14 protein-coding genes and 1 tRNA gene are annotated in these 21,842 nt (G+C 61.2%); 7 read left to right on the forward strand and 8 right to left on the reverse strand.

Going from position 1 to position 21,842, the window contains the following annotated elements:
- Window positions 1-148: 148 nt before the first annotated feature.
- Window positions 149-1,393 (reverse strand): BPL-N domain-containing protein, encoded by a 1,245-nt coding sequence (locus MPN23_RS11835; protein WP_243544402.1) that lies wholly within the window; start codon window positions 1,391-1,393, stop codon window positions 149-151.
- 120 nt (window positions 1,394-1,513) lie between these two features.
- On the opposite strand from MPN23_RS11835, the gene MPN23_RS11840 reads away from it, so the two are divergent.
- A complete protein-coding gene (locus MPN23_RS11840; protein WP_243544403.1) occupies window positions 1,514-4,180 on the forward strand; it encodes a valine--tRNA ligase in 2,667 nt (888 codons plus the stop codon).
- A gap of 233 nt (window positions 4,181-4,413) precedes the next feature.
- Window positions 4,414-5,922, forward strand: a complete 1,509-nt coding sequence (gene cobA, locus MPN23_RS11845; RefSeq protein ID WP_243544404.1) for a uroporphyrinogen-III C-methyltransferase — start codon at window positions 4,414-4,416, stop codon at window positions 5,920-5,922.
- 612 nt (window positions 5,923-6,534) lie between these two features.
- Here cobA and MPN23_RS11850 read toward each other — a convergent pair.
- The 5 genes from MPN23_RS11850 to MPN23_RS11870 form a co-directional block, all read right to left on the reverse strand.
- A complete protein-coding gene (locus MPN23_RS11850) occupies window positions 6,535-7,218 on the reverse strand; it encodes a CBS and ACT domain-containing protein (protein WP_243544405.1) in 684 nt (227 codons plus the stop codon).
- A gap of 88 nt (window positions 7,219-7,306) precedes the next feature.
- On the reverse strand, window positions 7,307-10,180 hold the full coding sequence (locus tag MPN23_RS11855; protein ID WP_243544406.1) for a hybrid sensor histidine kinase/response regulator: 2,874 nt from the start codon (window positions 10,178-10,180) through the stop codon (window positions 7,307-7,309).
- A 139-nt stretch (window positions 10,181-10,319) separates the two neighbouring features.
- A complete protein-coding gene (locus MPN23_RS11860; RefSeq protein WP_243544407.1) occupies window positions 10,320-11,156 on the reverse strand; it encodes a class I SAM-dependent methyltransferase in 837 nt (278 codons plus the stop codon).
- 262 nt (window positions 11,157-11,418) lie between these two features.
- Complete coding sequence (locus MPN23_RS11865; RefSeq protein ID WP_243544408.1) at window positions 11,419-12,762, reverse strand: glutamine synthetase family protein; 1,344 nt, start codon at window positions 12,760-12,762, stop codon at window positions 11,419-11,421.
- Window positions 12,763-13,019: 257 nt separating this feature from the next.
- The gene (locus tag MPN23_RS11870; protein ID WP_243544409.1) at window positions 13,020-13,964 is read right to left on the reverse strand and encodes a radical SAM protein; all 945 of its coding nucleotides are present in this window, start codon (window positions 13,962-13,964) and stop codon (window positions 13,020-13,022) included.
- Window positions 13,965-14,367: 403 nt separating this feature from the next.
- Here MPN23_RS11870 and acs point away from each other — a divergent pair, with 403 nt between their 5' ends.
- The 4 genes from acs to MPN23_RS11890 all read left to right on the forward strand — a co-directional run bounded on the left by acs (window position 14,368) and on the right by MPN23_RS11890 (window position 20,008).
- Window positions 14,368-16,350: an acetate--CoA ligase gene (acs, locus tag MPN23_RS11875; protein WP_243544410.1), complete on the forward strand. Its 1,983-nt coding sequence runs from the start codon at window positions 14,368-14,370 to the stop codon at window positions 16,348-16,350.
- Window positions 16,351-16,503: 153 nt separating this feature from the next.
- The gene (locus MPN23_RS11880; protein WP_243544411.1) at window positions 16,504-17,838 is read left to right on the forward strand and encodes an aminotransferase-like domain-containing protein; all 1,335 of its coding nucleotides are present in this window, start codon (window positions 16,504-16,506) and stop codon (window positions 17,836-17,838) included.
- A 26-nt stretch (window positions 17,839-17,864) separates the two neighbouring features.
- On the forward strand, window positions 17,865-19,187 hold the full coding sequence (gene radA, locus MPN23_RS11885; protein WP_243544412.1) for a DNA repair protein RadA: 1,323 nt from the start codon (window positions 17,865-17,867) through the stop codon (window positions 19,185-19,187).
- A gap of 53 nt (window positions 19,188-19,240) precedes the next feature.
- Window positions 19,241-20,008: a substrate-binding periplasmic protein gene (locus tag MPN23_RS11890; RefSeq protein WP_243544413.1), complete on the forward strand. Its 768-nt coding sequence runs from the start codon at window positions 19,241-19,243 to the stop codon at window positions 20,006-20,008.
- 91 nt (window positions 20,009-20,099) lie between these two features.
- Here the strand turns inward: MPN23_RS11890 and MPN23_RS11895 are convergent, their stop codons facing one another.
- A complete protein-coding gene (locus MPN23_RS11895; protein WP_243544414.1) occupies window positions 20,100-20,384 on the reverse strand; it encodes a hypothetical protein in 285 nt (94 codons plus the stop codon).
- Between the two features lie 151 nt (window positions 20,385-20,535).
- On the opposite strand from MPN23_RS11895, the gene MPN23_RS11900 reads away from it, so the two are divergent.
- Window positions 20,536-20,629, forward strand: a tRNA-Sec gene (locus tag MPN23_RS11900).
- A gap of 184 nt (window positions 20,630-20,813) precedes the next feature.
- Here the strand turns inward: MPN23_RS11900 and MPN23_RS11905 are convergent.
- Window positions 20,814-21,755, reverse strand: coding sequence for a DUF2806 domain-containing protein (locus MPN23_RS11905; RefSeq protein WP_243544415.1), 942 nt, complete (start codon window positions 21,753-21,755; stop codon window positions 20,814-20,816).
- Between the last annotated feature and the right edge of the window lie 87 nt (window positions 21,756-21,842).

The following is a 21,842-nucleotide window of genomic DNA, read 5'->3' on the forward strand; positions in this document are numbered from 1 at the left end:
GTATCGGAAGATGCACGTCATGCGCAATCGGCCCGCACAGACCGACGCACTGGATCGACACATCCGGGAATCCAATAAACCGCCTATTTCAATACCGATAGCACGGAAAAAACAGAATGTGCAACGGCGTTAGTCTGCACAAACGTTCTTAAACCGTGGTGCAGAGCCGCCAATAGAGTTCCTCAAGCATGGAGACAAGATCGGCGTGGATGCCACCCGGTTCCGGGGGCAGGCCGAACAGGGCGCGCCGCTGTTCGCGCAGGGCCTGAGGCGAGACAGCCTCGGGCGAGGAGTGGAACACGGTCATGGCGAGCCGTTCGGCCAGAAGATACCCGGTCAGGCCGCTGCCCAGCAGTTCCATGAGCACGCGGAATTTCGGACCGGTGCGCTCCCAGTATTCCAGCGCGGAATCATTGGGCAGCCGGGCCAGGGATTCGCAGACAAGGGAATACAGACTGTTGATGCCCGCGCCCGGAATGCCCCGGCGCCAGCCCAGAAGCCAGGAGTTGCGCCAGAACAGCAGGAAATGGTTGCGCCCGGTCTCGATGATGTCCTCAAGGGATTTGCGCGCCGCCATCAGGACCGGATCCTGCCAGCGGACGGGCCGGGACGCCACCACCCATGCCGGGACCGGCTCGTGCCCGATTTCGGTGCCCAGCACGCGGGACAGGATGTGGCCGAGCCAGCGGTTCGCGTCCCGGGAGGCCGGGGTTTCCAGATGCGCATAACTCAGGAACACCCGTCCCTTTCCGTAGCTGTTGCCCGTGACGCAGGGCAGGCCCGTGAGAAAATCCGGGTTGATGTGGATGCCGTACAGGGCTTCCCAGTCCGCCATGGTGCCCTTGGGCAGGGTGCGCAGATTCAGGTCCGCGACCCAGAAATCCGGACCGGGCGTGTTGTAGCGGGCCAGCACCTCGACCCCGTCGTTGTCGGCCTGGGCAAAACGGCCGGGCCACCACACCGGAATCAGGGCGGAATCGCCCAGTTCGTCGGGCACGAGATCGCTGCTCGCGGCAAGATCGACCTGAACATGGCCGGAAAGAAAATGATGAAGCCGATTCCTGTAGCCACGGCGCGACCATGGCGAAAGGCCAAGGCCGTGGGTTCCGGTCAGGGCCAGTCCGGTGCCGCCGCAGAAGCCGATGTAGGTGCCGCCGGAACGCACGTATTCGCGAACCGCGTTCATGCCTTCCGGACCAAGCCTGTCGGCCTTGCCCCGGGCACGGCCGCCCGGCACCACAAGCGCCTGCGGCCGGGACTTGCCAGCCAGCGCGCCCTGAGCTATTTCAGTGCCGCGCACGAGCCTGTGGGGCACGCCCCATGCTTCGAGCGCGCGCCTGAGCAGAAGCCCCCAGAAGTGTGATTCGTCCCAGTATATATGGATGCTTGACATATGTTCAGCTCTCTATGAGGGTAGTCCGCACGCTAACAAGGGCCGTGCCAAACGGCAAGAACAAGACCTTGAATTTTCAGGGCGGGCCTCCTGCCGCCTATCGCATAAAAGGAGAAGTCAATGACGCGACCGACGCTGGCCAAGGGATACGAGCCTTGGGATGTTGAAGACAAGTGGGAGAAACATTGGGAAAATTCCCAAACCTTCACCCCAGACCCCGAGGATGGGGGCGATCCCTATTCCATCGTGATCCCGCCGCCGAACGTCACCGGCGTATTGCACATGGGCCACGCCCTGAACCTCACGCTTCAGGACATCCTGTGCCGCTTCCACCGCCAGCAGGGCCGCAACGTGCTCTGGGTGCCCGGCACCGACCATGCAGGCATCGCCACCCAGAACGTCGTTGAACGCCAGCTCAAGACCGAGGGCAAGACCCGCCACGATCTGGGCCGCGAGAAATTCATCGAGCGCGTGTGGGAATGGAAAAAGGAAAAGGGCGACCACATCCTGAACCAGATCCGCCGCATGGGCGCGTCCGTGGACTGGACCCGCGAATGCTTCACCTTTGACGAGGACCGCGCCAAGGCCGTGCGCGAAGTCTTCGTCAAGCTCTACGAACAGGGCCTCATCTACAAGGGCGACTACATCATCAACTGGTGCAACCGCTGCCACACCGCGCTTGCGGACGACGAGGTCGAGCGCGAGGCCAAGCCCGGCAAGCTGCACCACATCCGCTACGATCTGGCCGACGGTTCCGGCACCCTGACCATCGCCACCACCCGCCCGGAAACCATGCTCGCGGATACCGCCATTGCCGTGAACCCCGAGGACGACCGCTTCAACCACCTGATCGGCAAGGAAGCCATCCTGCCCATCATCGGTCGCACCCTGCCCATCATCGGCGACAAGTACGTGGACATCGAATTCGGCACCGGCTGCCTCAAGGTCACCCCGGCCCACGACATGAACGACTGGGAACTGGGCCGCAAGCACAACCTCGAAGTCATTTCCATGCTGGACGAGGACGGACTCGTCAACGAGAACGCCCCGGAACGCTATCAGGGCCTGAGCATCGAGGACGCGCGCAAGCTCATTCTCGAAGAGCTGGACGCGGAAGGCCGCGTGCTCGGCATCGAAGACCTCGCGCACAACGTGGGCGTGTGCTACCGCTGCAAGTCCGTGATCGAGCCGCACGTCTCCACCCAGTGGTTCGTTTCCATGAAGCCGCTGGCGGAAAAGGCGCGTGCCGCGGTTCCGGCCAGAACGCAGATCTACCCCGAGCACTGGACCAAGACCTATTACGACTGGCTGGACAACATCCGCGACTGGTGCATCTCCCGCCAGATATGGTGGGGCCATCGCATTCCGGCATGGACCTGCGAGGACTGCGGCGAACTGACCGTGGCCATCGACGATCCCACGGTCTGCTCCAAGTGCGGCAGCAAGCGCATCACGCAGGAAGAGGACGTGCTGGACACGTGGTTCTCCTCGGCGCTGTGGCCCTTTTCCACGCTGGGCTGGCCCGGCGAGACAAAGGAGCTGGCCAGGTACTACCCCACGTCCTGTCTGGTCACGGGCTTCGACATCATTTTCTTCTGGGTCGCCCGCATGATGATGATGGGCCTCCAGTTCATGGAGGAAGTGCCGTTCCACGACGTGTACATCCACGCGCTGGTGCGCGATGAAAAGGGCAAGAAGATGTCCAAGTCCACGGGCAACGTGATCGACCCGCTGGACATGATCGAAAAGTACGGCGCGGACGCGCTCAGGTTCACCCTGACCTCCTTTGCCGCCATGGGCCGCGACATCAAGCTCTCGGAAAAGCGCATCGAAGGCTACAAGCACTTCATGAACAAGATCTGGAACGCGGCCCGTTTCGCGCTCATGAACCTGCCGGACACCATCCCGGCCGTGAGCGTGACCGAAGCGGACACCCTTGCCGACAAATGGATTCTGCACCGGCTCGAAGAGCTCAAGGAATCCGCGGCACAGGCCACCCGCGAATACCGGTTCAACGAAATCGCCCAGGGACTGTACAAGTTCATCTGGTCCGAGTTCTGCGACTGGTATCTGGAAATGATCAAGCCCACGCTGTACGGCGAGGACGAGGCAGCCAAGGCCCGCACGCAGAAGGTACTCTGGACCGTGCTGTCCGAGATCATGGTGATTCTGCACCCCGTGACCCCGTTCATCACCCAGGAAATCTGGTCTGCCCTGCCCCGGCCCGAAGGCGACGACCGCTCCGACGACATCGCGACCCTGCCCTTCCCGGACATGTGTCCCGAGTGCCGCAATCAGGCCGCCGAAGCCGAGATGGAACTGTTCATGGGCGTGGTATCCGGCGTGCGCAACATCCGCACCGAGCTGCTCATCGAACCGGCCAAGAAGCTGAACCTGCTCATCAGGACCGTGAACGACGCGGACAAGGCCATCATCGAGGCCAACATTCCGCTGATCCAGTCGCTGGCGCGCATCGAGTCCATCGAGATCGGCCCGGACGTGAACGGTCCCAAGGCCTCCGGCACCGGCGTGGTGCAGGGCAACGAAATCTACGTGCCGCTGGAAGGCGTGGTGGACTTCGAATCCGAACTCGCCCGTCTGGACAAGAACCTGACCAAGCTGGAAAAGACCATGACCGGCGTTTCCAAAAAGCTGTCCAACCCCGGCTTCCTCAAGAACGCGCCCGACGAGGTCGTGGAAGGGGAAAAGGCCAAGATGGCGGAGATGGAAGAGGAAAAGAACAAGCTCACCCAGCTCAAGGAACGCCTCGCGTCTCTGGTCGGGTAGCATGACGATATTTCCGGGGAAAAACTTCCGAGGAAGTTTTTCCCCGGACTCCTTTTCGGAGCTCTCCGGTTCTACGCCGCCGGAAGGTTCGAGGGACAGTCGGAAATGCAGGGCGGCGTAGAGGGAACGAGACCGAACGGTCCGTGCCTTGACCGAAAAGAGATCGCCAAAACGATTCGGAAACTCCAGAAGCCCTTTTTTCCAAGGGTTTTCAAGCCGCCGGAGGCACTTGTATGGCAACAGTATTTCTCGTAGGCGCAGGTCCTGGCGACCCCGGACTGCTGACTCTCAGGGCCAAGGAGATCATCGAGCAATGCGACGTGATGATCTACGACTATCTGGCAAACCGGGATTTCCTCAAGTGGTGCAAGCCCGAATGCGAAATCCTGTACGTGGGCAAGAAGGGCGGCGACCACACCCTGCCGCAGGACAAGATCAACGAACTGATCATTGAAAAGGCCCGGTCCGGCCGTTCCATCTGCCGTCTCAAGGGCGGCGACCCCTATGTCTTCGGACGCGGCGGGGAAGAGGCCGAGGAGCTTGTGGAAGCCGGCATCGACTTCGAGGTGGTGCCCGGCATCACCGCAGGCGTGGCGGCTCCGGCCTATGCAGGCATTCCCGTGACCCATCGCGACCACACCACCAGCGTGTGCTTCATCACGGGCCACGAAGACCCGACCAAGGAAAAATCCGGCCACAACTGGGAAGTCTACGGCAAGTCCACGTCCACCCTCGTCTTCTACATGGGCGTGAAGAATCTGCCCATGATCGCGGACAACCTGATGAACAACGGCAGAGCCGGAGACACGCCCGTGGCTCTGGTGCGCTGGGGCACCCGCTGCACTCAGGAGTCCATGCTTTCCACGCTGGAAAACGTGGCTGCGGACGCGGCCGAACGCGGCTTCAAGGCGCCGTCCATCATCATCGTGGGCGGGGTCTGCTCCCTGCACGACAAACTGAACTGGTTCGAGAAAAAGCCGCTGCTGGGCAAAGGCGTGGTCGTGACCCGGGCACGCGAACAGGCCAGCGGCCTCGTGGCCACCCTGCGCGGCCACGGCGCATGCGTGCACGAGTTCCCCACCATCTCCGTGGAGCATCTGGACGACTACAACGAGGTAGAAACCGCGATTCTCCAGCTCGCCCGGTACCAGTGGCTGGTGTTCACCTCGGTGAACGGCGTGAAATTCTTCTGGGAACAGCTCGCGGAAATCGGGCTGGACTCCCGCATTCTGGGTGGCCTTCAGGTGGCGGCCATCGGCCCGGCCACGGCAGACGCCCTGCGCGATCGGGGCATCAATCCGGATTTCATCCCGGAAAAGTATGTGGCCGAACACGTGGTGGAAGGACTGCTCAAGCTCGGCATTCAGGGCCAGTCCGTGCTGATCCCCAGAGCGCTCAAGGCTCGCGAGGTTCTGCCCGACGCCCTGCGCGAGGCAGGTTGCGACGTGCATGTCCTGCCCGTGTACGAAACCCGTCTGGCCAAGTCCGACGTGGACGAAGTGCGCGAAGCCATGAACAAGGGCGAGATCGGCTACGTGACCTTCACGTCCTCGTCCACGGTGCACAACTTCTTCAAGCTGCTTCCTGCCGAGGAACTCAAGCAGCACCCGGAAGTCAAAATCGCATCCATCGGCCCCATCACCACGAAGACCGTGCACGAATACGGCTTTACCGTGGACGTGGAACCCGAGGACTACACCATCCCCGGCCTTGTGGCCGAACTGCTCAAGGCCGCAAAATAGCGTCCTTTCGACAAGACAAGCCAACGCTGCCCGACCTGATCACAGGCCGGGCAGCGTTTTTTTTCATGGCAGAAAAACTGTTTTCCGAAGACAGACCTCTGCATCAGGCTCCCCCGTTTCGCACCGTCAACTCAATCCGGGAACCAAAAGGCGCAAGGCGCAAAAAACGGGCAGGATCGACGCATATTCCGATACGCGAGAGTCTGCCCGTTTTGCAGCAACGCAGCGATTGCCCGCTTTGCAACACACAATCAGGCAGTTCAAAAGCGGGTGAGCGCAAGGCGCAAATAACGCTCAAGACCGACGCGTATTCCGATACGCGAGAGTCTGCCCGTTTTGCAGCAACGCAGCGATTGCCCGCTTTTCAACACACATTCAGACAGTTCAAAAGCGGGTGAGCGCAAGGCGCAAAAAACGGGCAGGATCGACGCGTATTCCGATACGCGAGAGTCTGCCCGTTTTGCAGCAACGCAGCGATTGCCCGCTTTGCAACACACATTCAGGCAGTTCAAAAGCGGGTGAGCGCAAGGCGCAAAAAACGCTCAAGACCGACGCGTATTCCGATACGCGAGGGTTTGAGCGTTTTGCAGCAACGCAGCGATTGCCCGCTTTTCAACTGTCTGAAAGGTCGACGGTCACGCCTTCGTAGACATAGTACATGAGGTCGTACTTGGCCTGAAGCGCCTCGACCACCTTGTCCACGCGCTGGTCGCCGATGTCGCTCACGCGCACGTAGGCGTGGCGAAAGCCCGGGCGTTCCACATCCGCGGAAGTGAAGACGCTGCTGAAGGCAAGATTCTGGTTCTTGACATCGCGAAGCAGCTCGGCCAGAGGGCCGGGCTTGGCGGGCAGGCGCACCGCAAACTGGATGCCGCCGCGATGGCAGCCCGTGGCCGTGCAGAGAAAACGCATCACGTCGGCCTGCGTGATGATGCCGGAGAGCGTGCCTCCGTCCACCACGGGAATGCCGCCGATCTTGTGCTTGACGATGAGTTCGGCCACAAGGTCCATGGCCGTGTCCGAGGCCACAACAATGGGGTCCAGGGTCATGACGTCCCCGGCCGTCAGGGTGTAGAGTCCGCTCTTCAGGTCCACGGCTCCGTCGCCGGGCACGAACTTGGAAGGCATGGCGTCCCGGACATCGCGGTCCGAGACAATGCCCACGAGCCTGCCCTCGGAATCGATCACCGGGAATTGGCGAATGTTCTTTTCCCGCAGAATTTCAGCGGCATCAAGTATGGACGAATTCACGCCCAGGGAGATCACGTTCCGGGTCATCCAATCTCTGACCAGCATATTCTTCCCTCCTGCTCGATAATCGCCGGGTGCAACTCCGGGTCAATCCTTGTACTGAGTGCAACGCAAAAAAGCAATCAAACTCGACTTACAGCGTTCTGATCTGCCGCCGGACCGCAATGACGAGTCCGGCAAATTCCTCTTTCAGGGCTCGAATGTCGTCCACGGCTTCGGCCATGCGGCCCTTGATGCAGAGCCGTTCCAGACTTCGGGCCTTCTGCATCTGGGGCATGGCCAGCACATGGCCCGCCAGATTGGCCATGGAATGCAGGGCAGCCCCGGCCTCGTCCGGGTCCGAGCGCAGCAGCCCGCTCTCCAGCATGTCCAGCTTGTCCGAGGCCTCGGCAAGAAACAGCTTGAGAATGTCGCGCAGCAGGGTGGTGTTGCCCTGAAAGCGTTCCGCGAGCGCGTCCATGTCGACATCCGCAACCTGCGGCTCCGAGACGCGTTCCGTCCGTCTCCCGCTCCTCGCAGGGGCAGCCTTGGAATCATCCCCGGGACGGCGCACATTGCGGGCAATGGCTGCGGAAAGCTCCTTCATGTCCACGGGCTTGCTCACGTAGTCGTTCATGCCCGCTTCCAGCATGCGCTCCTTGTCGCCCTTCATGGCATAGGCGGTCAGGGCGATTATCGGAATGTTCGGATCAACACGTCTGCCCTTGTGCGCGCGAATGGCCCGAGTGGCCTCGATGCCGCCCATCTCGGGCATCTGCACGTCCATGAGCACCAGATCGAACGGCCTTTCGGTCCGCTCCAGCAGGTCCAGAGCCTCCCGGCCGTTGCCCGCCACCGTGACTTCGTGGCCGAACATGCCCAGAAAATGCGTCAGGAACTTGCGGTTCAGGGGATTGTCCTCGGCCAGAAGCAGTCGCAGATGCAGAGGGCGCAAGGGTTCCTTCTGCTCGGGCGCGGCCTCGGGCACCTTGTCGGTGATGCCGAACCACGCGGTGAAGGAAAACACGCTGCCCCGGCCCGGCTCGGATTCCGCGCTCACGGTTCCGCCCATCATGGCGACCAGCTCCCGGGAAATGGCCAGCCCCAGTCCGGTTCCCTGATGCCGCTTGCCCATGGAGGAATCCACCTGCGTGAAGCTGTCGAAAATGTCCTCGAGCCGGTCCTCGGGAATGCCCTCGCCCGTGTCGCGCACGGAAAAATGCAGGCAGATCTGGTCGCCGACCTGTTCGGCCACGCCCACGGAAAGCTCGACCAGCCCCCGTTCCGTGAACTTCAGCCCGTTGCCCACGAGATTGCGCAGCACCTGACCGAGGCGTTCCGGGTCGCCCTCCAGATGCGCGGGCACATCGTCGGCCACATTCCAGAGAAAGACCAGATTCCCGGCCTTGGCCTGCGGCTCGAACGGCTTGAGCGTGGTTTCCAGTTCCCTGCGAAAATCGAACGGGACCGGGCGAAGCTCCATCCTGCTCGCCTCGATCTTGGAGATGTCGAGAATGTCGTTGACCACGGCAAGCAGGGAGCGGGCCGCATCCCGGATCATGTCCAGATGTTCTCGCTGTTCCGGGGTCAGTCCCGTGGTGATGGTCATCTCGGCCATGCCCAGAATGCCGCTGATGGGCGTACGGATTTCGTGACTCATGTTGGCCAGAAAGCGGCTCTTTGCCTTGCTGGCGTCCAGCGCCATGCGCTTGGCCTCTTCCGCAGCCTCGTTGGCCTCGCGAAGCTGACGCTCCATGCGCGACCGGAGAATCGCGGACCCGAGCAGATCGGCCACCATGGTCAGGGCCTCGATTTCCGCAGGAAGCCAGTCCCGTTCCCTGCGGTGCTCGAAAAACCCGATGAAGCCCCACCACTCGTCACCCGAAAACACGGGCACCAGCAGCAGGGAACGCACGCCGGAACCGTCGAACAGGGCCTGCTCGGCCTCCGGAAAATTGTGCACGTGCCCGGCAATGGGATGGTGCGCGAGCAGGGATTCCTGCCAGCGATCATAGGCCGGAGAAAGGGAAAGGCCATCCATGCCCGGCTGACCGGTCAGCACGGGAATGCCCGGGGCAGCCCATTCGAACTCCAGGGAAACCGCACACCCCGCAGGCATGTCGGCTCTGCGACGGCAGATGAAGACGCGGGTCACGTCCGCGGTCATGCCCAATGTGCGCACGATGGAATCCATGGCGTCGCCGCGGTCCCCGCCGCGCAGGCAACTGCCGGCAAAGCGGCTCACCACCTGAAGCAGGGCGTCGCGCGTATGAAGAAACTCCTCGAAATTCTTGCGCGAGGACACGTCCCGGGCCAGACCGTAGGCCCGGACAAGATTGCCCCCGTCGTCCAGTTCCACGCGCCGGTTCACGTGCAGATGCCGGACCTGTCCCTGCGGCGTGACAATGCGGTATTCGAAATCCACGGGCCACTTTTCATTGAACGTGGCCTTGCCCGCCTGATCGTACACGGCCCTGTCGTCCGGATGCACGAATTCCCGCAGGGCAGCCAGACCGTCTCCCAGTTCATCCGGACGGCATCCGAACAGGGCTGCCATGCCCCGGGAAAAGACCACGCTCCCGTCATCCCGGGTCCACCAGGAAGCGAGCCGCCCGGTCTCCTCGACCCAATCGTTGATGAAATTGCACTGGTCGGCCCGCGCCTCGGCCTCGACGCAACGCGCAATCAGCCCGACCATGTCCGCAAGCCTGCCGGACTCCATGTCCGCATGCTCGGCATAGGCCCAGGCTCCGGCATCCAGCGCATCCGTGCGCCATCCCGCATTGTCCGGCCCCAGCACCAGAACCGTTACCGCGTATTCGCGCACTGCCCGGCGCACGGCCCGGGGCCATGTCCCGTCGGCCGCATCCGGCGCCACCAGAAACAGGTCCGCAGGATGTCTGTCCAACTGGCGAACCCCGCGGGACACGCCCGAGGCATGGCGCGACACATGCGCGTCGACTCCGGCCAGTGCCCCGGCCAGAACATCGCGGTCCACGTCCCGGCCCACCACGGCGGTCACACGCATGAAACAGCTCCGGCATTTTTACGCATCATGTCTGACATCTACCCCGTGCGGCGCGGAACCTCAACCGCCGGAACGGAAAAAGCCCGCCAAAGCGGGCTTCATGTCATTGCATGCAACCGGGGCGGCAGATTTCGCCCAGCTAACGCACCGCCGAAAGCAGCCAGAGTCCGGCATGGCCGCCGGGCCATGATTCCCGCAACCGGGGATCATGAAACCCGGCATTGATGAGCAGATCATCGTACTCCCGGCGGGAATAGGCCTGCATCGTGCTGTGATGCGTGCTCAGGGCTCTGGTCCCGATTTCGATCACGTGAAACGTCTGGCGCGCCACGCGCAGGGATTCGCTCCAATGGTTGCGGGTCAGGCACAGGTACGGCGAATCCGAGAACAGGCCGGACTCGCAGGCCTGCCAGGATTCGCCCCGGCCCGAGTCGCGCACCGCGTCCGGGGAATGCACCTCCACCAGCAGGACTCCGCCCGGGTTCAGGGCATGATACGCCTTGCGCACTATGGCGCGGCAATCCTCGGGAGAAAACACGTTCAACTCGCCGAAAAGCATGCATGCCAGATCATGACCACTGCCGAAATCCAGTTCGCGGACATCACCGAGCCGAAACCGGACCTGTCCGGGACGTCGGAAATGCGCTTCGGCGTACTTGATGGAAGCCGGACCGAAATCCAGCCCGGTGTAGGCATGGCCGGCATCGGCAAGCCCGGACGCATACAGTCCCGGGCCGCATCCCAGATCCAGGACATGACCGGGCTGCGCACCAAGGGCGCGTTCGTGCAGCCACCGCACCTGCGCAGCTATTCGGACGCGGCTTCTGCTGGCAAGTTCGTGGTCCTGCGTCAGATGCTCGCGCAGCATGCGCCTGCTGAACGCGGGATCATTCCACGGAATCTTGTGATTCTCCCCCCAGGGATCGGAAAAATCAGGGGCCTGATTCAATAGGGAAACAAGAGAAGTGTCAGTCATGGGACCATCCTTTCTTCCGGCAGGGCCGGAAACTCGAATACGAGAAAAATGACGAACGGGAACACCCGTCGCCGTACAGGGTCGAATCGTGCGGCCCTCTCGGAAAACAGGGCCAGGGAAAGGCTAGTCGCGCATGATGCTCCCTCCTATCCGCAAGACGGGAAACACGTCAAGGCATTCCGGATTCCGCCCGGAAAAAAGCGGTCCCGGCCGCAGGATGCGACCGGGACCTGAAGGACGGTGATGGCTGTGATATGTTCGGCTACAGGATGGGCAGGTACTTGTCGAGTTCGTACTCGGTGACCTGAGTGCGGTATTCGTCCCATTCCGCAAGCTTGTTCTCGACCAGGGCGGAGTGCAGGTGATCGCCCAGCACTTCCTTCATGAACTTGGACTTCTTCAGGGTCATGGCCGCCTCGTACAGGGAGCCGGGCAGGGACTTGATCTTGTTGCGCTTGAGCTGGCGCTCGTTCATGTCGAAGATGTCCTCTTCCACGGGCTCGACCAGCTTGTAGCCCTCTTCCATGCCCTTGAGGCCGGAAGCGATCTGCACGGCCCAGGCAAGGTACGGGTTGGCAGCCGGATCCGGGCAGCGCAGTTCCATGCGGGTCGCAGCTTCCTTGCCGGGCTTGTACATGGGCACACGCACCAGAGCGGAGCGGTTGCGGCGGGCCCACGCGATGTACACCGGAGCCTCGTAGCCGGGCACCAGACGCTTGTAGGAGTTGACCCACTGGTTGGTGACGCACACGAACTCGGGCGCGTGCTTCAGAATGCCGGCGATGTAGCTCTTGCCCTCGGCGGACAGGTTGAACTCGTCGTTGGCATCGTAGAAAACGTTCTTGCCGTTCTTGAACAGGGACTGGTGCACGTGCATGCCGGAACCGTTCTCGCCGAAGATGGGCTTGGGCATGAAGGTGGCGTAGCAGCCGTGCTTGCGGGCGACTTCCTTGACCACCACGCGGTAGGTCATGGCCACGTCCGCCATTTTCAGGGCTTCGGCATAGCGCAGGTCGATCTCGTGCTGGGACGGGGCAACCTCGTGGTGGGAATATTCCACCTGAATGCCCATGCCTTCCAGAGCAAAAATGATCTCGCGGCGAATGTTGTTGCCCAGATCGAGCGGCGGAGCATCGAAGTAGCCGCCGTGATCCAGAATCTCGGTGTCGGTGTCGTCCGCGAACAGGAAGAATTCCAGCTCGGGTCCGAGATAGGCGGTGTGGCCCTTCTCGGCAGCCTGGGCCAGAACCTTTTTCAGGATGTAGCGGGAGTCGGCCGCGAACGGGGAGCCGTCCGGGTTGACCACGTCGCAGAACATGCGCGCCACGGGACGCTCGGTGGGCCGCCAGGAGCAGATCTGGAACGTGGTGGGATCGGGCATGGCCACCATGTCGGATTCGTCGATGCGGCAGAAGCCGAGGATGGAGGAACCGTCAAAGCCCATGCCTTCCTCGAACGAGGCTTCCAGCTCGTTGGGCGTGATCTGGAAGCTCTTGAGCGTACCCAGAATGTCCACGAACCAGTACTGAATGAAGCTGACATTGTAGTCCTTGACAGCCTTCATCACGTCATCGGCGTTCTTGCAGTTGAAAACAGGGATGTCCATGTATTTTCCTCCCAAAATAGGTTTTTGACGCCAGTCTGTTAACTCCCAACGATCTGCCCTACTAACAACCCTCGTGCCAAAAAATGAATATCCTTGCATGACGGGCTGTTACGCTCACAGGCTATTCTGTATAGCCATTTTTTCGCGGTAAATTATAACATTTTTCGCAAAAGCAAGCGCGACAAGAGGTTACAGACCGACACATTTTTGTCAAGACTTTGCTAACTTTTGTAATTATAAACTAAAATATGATTACATTAATGTAATTTTCTGCCCATTTTCTCCAGTGTATCAACGCAATCAGGGTCCAAACAGGCCAATTTCGCCAATTTTGCCGCCTCCACGGCACGCAGGTATTCACATCTGGTCACAATCCGATCCAACCCGGAAATTTCGCCTGCGCGGCCACAGGGGCGATACTGCCCCATGATGTTGACGTGTACGCCCGGAGAAAGCCCGGACAGGAAGCGCATCCAGTCTTTTGTGCCTGCCAGATCGTCCGGCAGGACCAGATGCCGCACCAGCAGGCCACGCATGGCAACCCCGTCCGAATCCGTTGCCAGCCGCCCCACCTGCCGGAACATCTCGCGCACTGCGGCGCGCGCCCGCTCCGGGTAGTCCTCGGCCAGCAGGAACTCCCCGGCGACATGCCGGGACCACACCTTCACGTCCGGCATGTAGACGTCGATCACGCCGTCCAGCAGTTCGAGCGTCTCCACGGTGTCATACGCACCGGTGTTGTAGACCAGCGGCAGACGCAGCCCGTGATCCGCGGCAATGGGCAGGGCTTCCAGTATCTGCGGCACCACATGGGACGGGGTCACGAAGTTGATGTTGTGGCAGCCCTGCTTCTGGAGTTCGAGCATGACCCCGGCCAATTCCGCCGGGGTTGCAGGAAGCCCCGCGTCCGGCTCGTGACTGATGTCATGGTTCTGGCAGAACACGCACCCCAGATTGCACCCGGCGAAAAACACCGTGCCCGAACCGCGTTCGCCCACCAGCACGGCTTCCTCTCCGAAATGGGGGTTGAACGCGGCCACCACGGCCTTTCGGCCCACTCCGCAGAAACCGACCTGTCCGGCGGTCCGGTCCGCGCCACACAGCCGGGGGCAGAGGTCGCACGAAGCAAGCCGCTCCACGGCGCGACGGGCGCGCTCGGCCAGTTCGCCGGATCGATGCAGGGCCAGATAGGCGGGAAACATGTTCCGACAGTACGCGGGCAGCAGAAAAAGGACAACGACGGCCTGAAAAAATCATGTTCCGGTCGTCCGCCCGTCCCGACCATTCACCGAACCGGACCGCCCCGTCCGAATCCGCCTTCCGGAGCAGGCCGGAGAAAGGTCCGAACCGGCAGACACTGCCGACTGGCAGGGATTCCCCCCTGACGAAACAGCCCCTTGCCCACATGCCGGTGAATGCCGTTCGCCGTTCACCGGCCGGATTGAAACCGTTCACGGAAAAATGATGCCTGTTGCAAACCTGTCTCGGATAGAGGATAACGGTCTATGAGTGGCATTCCCGTTTTTCACCGGGGGGATTGCGGCCCGCCGGGACCATGAAGCGGTTTTTTCGGAATACCGACGGAATCAGATCAAGGGAGCGAACATGAGTGAAGAGAAAAAGATCGAAAGCATGATGAAGGAGGGAAGGCTCTTTCAACCCGACGAATCCATGCAGCCACAGGCATGGGTCAAGAGCATGGACGAATACGAGGCCGCATACACGCGGGCCGAGCAGGATCCCGAAGGCTTCTGGTCCGACCGGGCAAGGGAACTGGTCACGTGGTTCTCGGACTGGGACAAAACGCTGGAATACGATTTCCACAAGCCCGAGGTGAAATGGTTTCAGGGCGGCAGGACCAACGTGGCCTACAACTGCCTCGACCGCCATCTGGAGAACGGGCGGCGCAACAAGGCGGCCATCATCTGGCAGGGCGAGCCCGAGGAGGACGTGCGCGTCTACACCTATCAGATGCTGCACACCGAGGTGTGCCGGTTTGCCAACGTGCTGCGCAAGAAGGGCGTGAAGCGCGGGGATCGCGTTTCCCTGTACATGCCCATGATTCCGGAACTGGCCATTGCCATGCTGGCCTGCACCCGCATCGGCGCGCTGCATTCCATCGTGTTCGCGGGCTTCTCGGCCATTGCGCTCCAGTCCCGGATTCAGGACTGCGAGGCAAAGGTGCTGGTCACGGCGGACGCAGTGCTGCGCGCAGGCAAGACCATTCCCCTGAAGAAGAACGCGGACGAGGCCCTGACCGGCTGCCCGAGCGTGGAGCAGGTCGTCGTGGTCAATCGCGGCAATCTGGACGTGGACATGGTGGAAGGCCGGGACAACTGGTGGCATGACGAAATCGCGGCCGACGACATCACTGCGGACTGCCCGTACGAGGAAATGGACGCGGAAGACCCGCTGTTCATCCTCTACACCTCCGGGTCCACGGGCAAGCCCAAGGGCGTGCTGCACACCACGGGCGGCTACCTGACCTATGCGGCGCACACCACACAGTGGGTGTTCGACGTCAAGGACGAGGACGTGTACTGGTGCACTGCGGACATCGGCTGGATCACGGGCCATTCCTACATCGTGTACGGCCCGCTCTGCCTCGGCGCCACTTCGGTCATGTTCGAGGGCGTGCCCAGCTATCCCAAGCCGGACCGGTTCTGGCGCATCGTGGACAAGTTCAAGGTCAACATCTTCTACACCGCGCCCACGGTCATCCGCGCCCTGATGCGCGAGGGCACGGAATGGACCGACATGCACGACATGAGCTCCCTGCGCGTGCTCGCGTCCGTGGGCGAACCCATCAACCCGGAAGCGTGGATGTGGTATCACGAGCACGTGGGCAAGGGGAAACTGCCCATTACCGACACATGGTGGCAGACCGAGACCGGGGGCATCATGATCGCGGCCCTGCCCTATGCAACCCCGCTCAAGCCCGGTTCCGCAACCCGCGCCCTGCCCGGCGTGGCCGCCAAGATCGTTCGGCGCGACGGCTCCCCGGCAGAGCCCAACGAAGGCGGACACCTGATCATCGACAAGCCGTGGCCCGGCATGCTCCGCAACGTGTGGCGCAACCCGGACCGCTACAAGTCCACGTACTTTGCGGGCTTTCCGGGCGCCTACGAATCCGGGGACGGCGCGCGCACCGATGATGACGGCTATTTCTGGATCATGGGCCGGCTGGATGACGTGATCAACGTGTCCGGCCACCGCATGGGCACGGCCGAGATCGAATCCGCGCTCGTGGCGCATCCCAAGGTGGCCGAGGCCGCAGTGGTGGGCATGCCCCACGACGTGAAGGGCCAGACCATCTACGCGTACGTGACCCTGAAGTCCGACGAGGAACCCACCGACGAACTCATGAAGGAACTCAAGGTCTGGGTCCGCACGGAAATCGGCCCCATTGCCACTCCCGAGTTCATCCAGTTCGCAGAAGGACTGCCCAAGACCCGCTCCGGCAAGATCATGCGCCGCGTGCTGCGCAAGATCGTGGAAGGCTCCACCGAATTCGGCGACACCTCCACTCTGGCCGATCCGGGCGTGGTCACGGACCTGATCGAAGGCAACCGCGACCTCATCAGCTGATCCGCGCCACTTCCCATCCCTTGATTGCAGCAAACCGCTCCTGCTTCGGCAGGGGCGGTTTCTTCATGCCCGCGGCCCATGATTTTTTCGTCGATGTCACGATTTTTCTGTTGCGATTGACACAATTTTATGTAAATTGTATCTATCGTCATCATGACATTGTGGCGACCTGACATAGAAAGATTTCCCGGTCCGCGCTACCTCGCAATTGCCGACGTCATTGAAGAGGATGTAAGCGCGGGACGCATAGGCCCCGGGTTTCGGTTGCCCACGCACCGCTGTCTGGCGGAGCGCCTGGGGGTAACCGTGGGTACCGTGACCCGGGGCTATGCCGAAGCCGCAAGGCGCGGACTGGTACGAGGGGAAACCGGCCGGGGCACGTACATAGCCTCACGTGGCCCCGGTCTTTCCGGCCCCACTCCGATCGGCATGGACCGGGTCCTGCCGATATCCCCCCCCACCCCGGACATTGCCGGGGCGCTTGGCGGAATCGCCAGGTCGGGCAATGCCGGTACGCTGCTGCGCCCGCCCCCTCCGGGCGGGCGCATGCGCGACCGGGAAACCGGCTCCCTCTGGCTCGAACGCTGGGGCCTGCCCACGCCCCCGGAAACCGTTGTCCCGTGCATCAACCGCCTGCACGCCCTGACCCTGCTGTTCTCCGTACTGTTCCGAAAAGGCGACCGGCTGGCCGTGACCGACACGGTCTCGCCCCTGATCCGGGACATGGCCCGACGCACCGGCGTGCGTCTGGTCCCGATCCCGTGCGATGAAAATTCCATGCTCCCGGACGCGCTGGACGCGGCCTGCGCCAAACACCCGATCCGGGCCGTGCACGTCATGCCCGGATGTCAGGACCCGACCACGGCCAGCATGAACGCCCCCCGGCGCGCCGCCATTGCCGAAGTCGCTGACAGGCAGGACCTGCTGGTCATCGAGGACGATCCCTATGCCCACGCCGGGACCAATCCGCTGCCCGTGACCGCCCTGATCCCGGAGCGCGCCTTTTTCGTGGCAGACATGACCATGCCTCTTTCGGATGGACTGGCCGCAGCCTTTGCAAGCGCACCGCGTCATTATGTGGAATCCCTGCAACGCTGCCTTGCCGACACCGTGGGCGCGCCGCCCGTGGTGCATCTGGAGCTGGTCAGGCTCTGGCTGGAGGACGGCACTGCGGACCGCATCGCGGAAAAACGGCGTAGCGCGGCAATGCTGCGCAGCGATGCCGCGCGAAAAATTCTGGAAGAGCTGGACATTCGCACGACAAAACACGGATACTTCCTGTGGATTGATCTTCCCGAACCGTGGACCCCGGACGATTTCTGCCGCGAAACAGCCAGACGCGGCATATCCGTTTCTCCGGCGGGCAGATTCACGGCTGGACGGACGCCAGCCCCATGCGGTGTTCGCGCGGCCCTGAGTTCGCCACGCACGCTTCAGGAACTGGAACGCGGGCTCGCCACCCTGCGCGACACGCTCAAACGCGGCTGACTATTACCTCTGGCAAGGGGGACATCATGAAGACCAAGGAAATCTTTCGCTGCTCCAACTGCGGAGCGCGCACCCCGCGCTGGCAGGGCCAATGCCTTCAGTGCAAGGAATGGAACACGCTGGAGCCCGTGACCGTGGAGTCGAAATCCTCGCGTCCTGTGGGCGCGGCGGCCTCCACCAATGCCCCCCGCCCGCTTGAGGACCTCAAGGCCGAAAACCTTCAGGCCCGGCCCACGGGCATCGAGGCGCTGGACAATCTGCTGGGCAAGGGACTGGTTCCGGGCGCGGCCATTCTGCTGGGCGGCGAACCCGGCATCGGCAAGTCCACGCTTCTGCTGCAACTGGCCGGAACCCAGGCCGGACGCGGCAACAGCGCGGTCTATCTCTCGGGCGAGGAATCCCTGCCCCAGCTCAAATCGCGCGCCAAACGCCTTGGCCTGCTCGGTCCCGGGCTCATGGCAGTCTCCACCAACAAGGTCGAGGATGCGCTGGCCGTGCTGGACGGTCCCAATCCGCCGGAACTGCTCATCGTGGATTCGGTCCAGACTCTGGCTTCCCCGCTGGCCGACGGCATTCCCGGTTCGGTCAGTCAGGTGCGCGCCGTGTCCGCCGAACTGGTGGAAAAGACCAAGAAGACGGGCACCACCCTGATTCTGGTCGGCCATGTGACCAAGGACGGCCAGATTGCCGGGCCCAAGCTGCTGGAGCACATGGTGGACACCGTGCTGTATCTGGAGGGCGACCGAAAGCATTTCTCCCGCATCCTGCGCGTGCTCAAGAACCGGTTCGGCCCGAGCGACGAACTGGTCGTGTTCGTGATGGAGCAGGAGGGATTGCGCGTGGTGGAAGACCCGTCCACGTTCTTTCTGGGCCAGCGGGACCCCTCGCTTTCGGGCACGGCCATGGCCATGGCCGTGGATGGCCAACGCCCCTTTGCCGTGGAAGTGCAGGCCCTTGTCAGCAAGACGTTCCTGACCATTCCGCGCCGCACAGCCCTCGGGTTCGACACGAATCGGCTGAACCTGCTGCTGGCCGTGCTGGAAAAGCGGCTGCGCCTGAACCTGAGCGGCTACGACATCTACGCCAAGATTTCCGGCGGGCTGGCCACGCGCGACCCGGGCCTTGATCTGGCGGTTGTTGCGGCAGTGCTGTCGTCGTTCTACGACCAGCCCCTGCCCGAATCCTCGGTGTTCTGGGGAGAGATCGACCTCAACGGACAGGTCCGGCCCGTGTCGGCCCATGAAACGCGGCTCAAGCAGGCCATGCGCCTCGGGCACGATCCGACGTGCCATGCCGACACCTGCGCCACGCTGGCCGACCTGCAGCGCACCCTGTTCGGCAAGTCGTGATCCAGCCTGCCACACGCCGTTGACATTGTGACGAGGTAGGTTAGGTATTCGGGATGATCCGACACGCGATTCCGCTTCTTCTGAGCCTTTTCGCGGTCCTTGCGGCTGCCTGTCTCCCGGCCCATGCCGAGGAGCGACGGGAAGTCCGGCTCGTGGCCGGGGAATGGCCGCCCTATTCCATGGAATACATGCCGGGCAACGGCGCGGCTGCGGAAATCGTGCGCGCGGCTCTGGAAGCGGAAGACCTGCGGGGCGAATTCGCGTTTCTGCCATGGCCGCGCTGCCGCCTCGCCCTTGACGCAGGCGATGCCGAGGCCAGTTTTCCGTGGGCCAGAATCCCGACCATGGAACCGGCCTTCCTGTTTTCCGATCCGATCCTGCAATCCAGATGCGTGTTCTTCTATCGCCGAGACCGACTCAAGGACTTCGATTTCACCGGGCTGAAGGACCTCAAGGGCTACATCGTGTCCGGCAATCTCGGCTATTTCTATGAAACGGATTTCCGAAAGGCGGACCTGCGCATGGACTGGGGCTACGGCGATGAACACGCCTTTCGCAAGCTGGAACGCGGCTGGGTCGATCTTGCGCCCCAGAGCGAGGCCGTGGGCTGGTTCCTGATCCGCAAGCTGTTTCCGGGCCGGGAATACGAATTCGCAGCCACGCACACGCCACTGACCGTGACCACCCTGCACGTGATTGCGCCCAGATCGTCACCGGGAGCAGAGCCACTGATTCAGACCGTGAATCGCGGTCTTGCCGCAATCCGCGCCAATGGCACATTCGCCCGCATCCTCGAACGCTACGGCATCGAGGAACAATAGACGCAAAAAAAGTGCAAGACCGCCGCGCAGCAATACGCGAGGGCTTGCACTTTTGCAGCAATTTGGCAGGTCGCGTTTTTCAGGCGATCCGTCAGTTGCAGAGCGGACTGGCATTCCGCTTCTGTCCGGCAAGATATTGGGCCGCGCTGTCCGTCATGCCCGGGTCCAGACGCGCTCCCTTGCCTATCATGCGGGCAATCGTGCCCTTCCATGCCCCGGTATCCTTCACGCCCATGTTCAGACAGATGCGCTTGGCCGAATGACAGGAAGTGCAGTTCCGCTTCACCGCATCGCCCACATCCGCAGCCCCGGCCGCGCCGATCCAGACCATGCCGCCGACGATTCCCGCGGCCACGCATTTCAGCAACCAGTTCATGCCGTCCTCCCTTGCTCGAAACGATTTTCGCACACTGGACACCAGTTCTCTTGTACGCGACTCCCGCGCCCTTGTACACCAGTGCCGAATCCCGTCGCAATCCCGGCCCCTTGCCCGCCCCGGCCAAACCTGCTACTCACATTGCCACCACGGAAGCGTTTCGTCACCGGTGTGGCGCTTGGTCTTCAAAACCAATGTGTGGCAGTGATGTCACGGGCAGGTTCGACTCCTGTACGCTTCCGCCAAGATTTCAAATGAAAAAGGCCGCCGGACATGCATCCGGCGGCCTTTCTTGTTTTTCTGACACGCAACACCCTATTCTTGCAGCACAGACCAGGACAATTCTAGGCCAAAATCATTCAATAAATGTAAACAGAAACTCTGACTACGCCCCCTCATCTGTAACCATTTCAGGATAGATCGGGGCACTTAAGCCCCCCCCCCCTGCAAAACAGGATGTATTTTGACAGTTGAATTGTCATTTATGCATTCATAAAAGTCTTTAAAATTCGACTTTAGCATAGGATCAAAGTCTGCTATTTTATATAAATCAACCCCAGCTCTAGTTAAAACAGCGCCAATAAAAACAAGTTTTTTATTTGGATCATGATTTACAACAAAATACTTATGCATCACTGCTACTTTCTTATTCGTCAATAGCAAATTCTTGTTCGATTCGTACTCAGCTTGCCCTGTAGAATCAACCACAATTCCACACTCTACCATCTTAGCGATCTCGCTATATATATTTTTGTACGCAACTCCACTGTTCCTTGGTGGACAAACGATAAAAGCACCATCTACAATATAACTTGCGAGCTTGCAAAACAACTCAGCCTCATCTCTGCTCAAATTTTTTACGACATCTAAAGTTCGAACTGAAATGGAGCTTGACCTTTTTACTTCCTCCGCCAGTAATTTTCCCCAAATCCTTTGCAGATCTTCATTTCCGATTACTTTCGCCTCTCTACGCCAACGAGCGAAGAAATCCGGCTCAATGTCTTTATCGGAGATTTCCTCATCCGGCACATCTGCGAGGGCAACACAGGCTTCGCGCATGTTTTCTGCAAGATTCCGCATCTCTTGTTCAGCTTCAATTTGCAGCACTTGATTTCGAATCGGAGGAAGAGAGTTGGTGTGAATCAATTCTTGGTCACGGAATTCAGCCTGCCCTGAAGCGATGGCTAAACAATCTTTCTCAGCCTGCGCTGCTGTGAGCTTTTGAAAGTACTCAACATTAGCCAACCGTTTACCCATCATCGCATTGAACAGCTTGGCCACCCCTTTGCGAAGACCTTGGGTAACTGTATTTGCTGATTCTGTAGCGTCGAGCTTAACATCTACTTTTACAGGGGAAAGTTCTTCAGTCATGGCTTCTTCCTCATTTGGGTTGGTGCGCCGAAATATTGTCATCTGATATACAATATTGCAAGACGCCACCGGACAAACAGGTACACC

This window comes from Pseudodesulfovibrio tunisiensis, from assembly GCF_022809775.1.
Taxonomy (GTDB): Bacteria; Desulfobacterota; Desulfovibrionia; order Desulfovibrionales; family Desulfovibrionaceae; genus Pseudodesulfovibrio; species Pseudodesulfovibrio tunisiensis.

Bases quoted from the DNA above. Each gene is read 5' to 3' on its own strand.
- MPN23_RS11850 (WP_243544405.1), bottom strand. From the start codon at position 7,218: ATGCTGGTCAGAGATTGGATGACCCGGAACGTGATCTCCCTGGGCGTG.
- acs (WP_243544410.1), top strand. From the start codon at position 14,368: ATGAGTGAAGAGAAAAAGATCGAAAGCATGATGAAGGAGGGAAGGCTC.
- MPN23_RS11890 (WP_243544413.1), top strand. From the start codon at position 19,241: ATGATCCGACACGCGATTCCGCTTCTTCTGAGCCTTTTCGCGGTCCTT.
- MPN23_RS11865 (WP_243544408.1), bottom strand. From the start codon at position 12,762: ATGGACATCCCTGTTTTCAACTGCAAGAACGCCGATGACGTGATGAAG.
- MPN23_RS11855 (WP_243544406.1), bottom strand. From the start codon at position 10,180: ATGCGTGTGACCGCCGTGGTGGGCCGGGACGTGGACCGCGATGTTCTG.
- MPN23_RS11870 (WP_243544409.1), bottom strand. From the start codon at position 13,964: ATGTTTCCCGCCTATCTGGCCCTGCATCGATCCGGCGAACTGGCCGAG.
- MPN23_RS11880 (WP_243544411.1), top strand. From the start codon at position 16,504: ATGACATTGTGGCGACCTGACATAGAAAGATTTCCCGGTCCGCGCTAC.
- MPN23_RS11840 (WP_243544403.1), top strand. From the start codon at position 1,514: ATGACGCGACCGACGCTGGCCAAGGGATACGAGCCTTGGGATGTTGAA.
- radA (WP_243544412.1), top strand. From the start codon at position 17,865: ATGAAGACCAAGGAAATCTTTCGCTGCTCCAACTGCGGAGCGCGCACC.
- MPN23_RS11895 (WP_243544414.1), bottom strand. From the start codon at position 20,384: ATGAACTGGTTGCTGAAATGCGTGGCCGCGGGAATCGTCGGCGGCATG.
- MPN23_RS11905 (WP_243544415.1), bottom strand. From the start codon at position 21,755: ATGACTGAAGAACTTTCCCCTGTAAAAGTAGATGTTAAGCTCGACGCT.
- cobA (WP_243544404.1), top strand. From the start codon at position 4,414: ATGGCAACAGTATTTCTCGTAGGCGCAGGTCCTGGCGACCCCGGACTG.
- MPN23_RS11835 (WP_243544402.1), bottom strand. From the start codon at position 1,393: ATGTCAAGCATCCATATATACTGGGACGAATCACACTTCTGGGGGCTT.
- MPN23_RS11860 (WP_243544407.1), bottom strand. From the start codon at position 11,156: ATGACTGACACTTCTCTTGTTTCCCTATTGAATCAGGCCCCTGATTTT.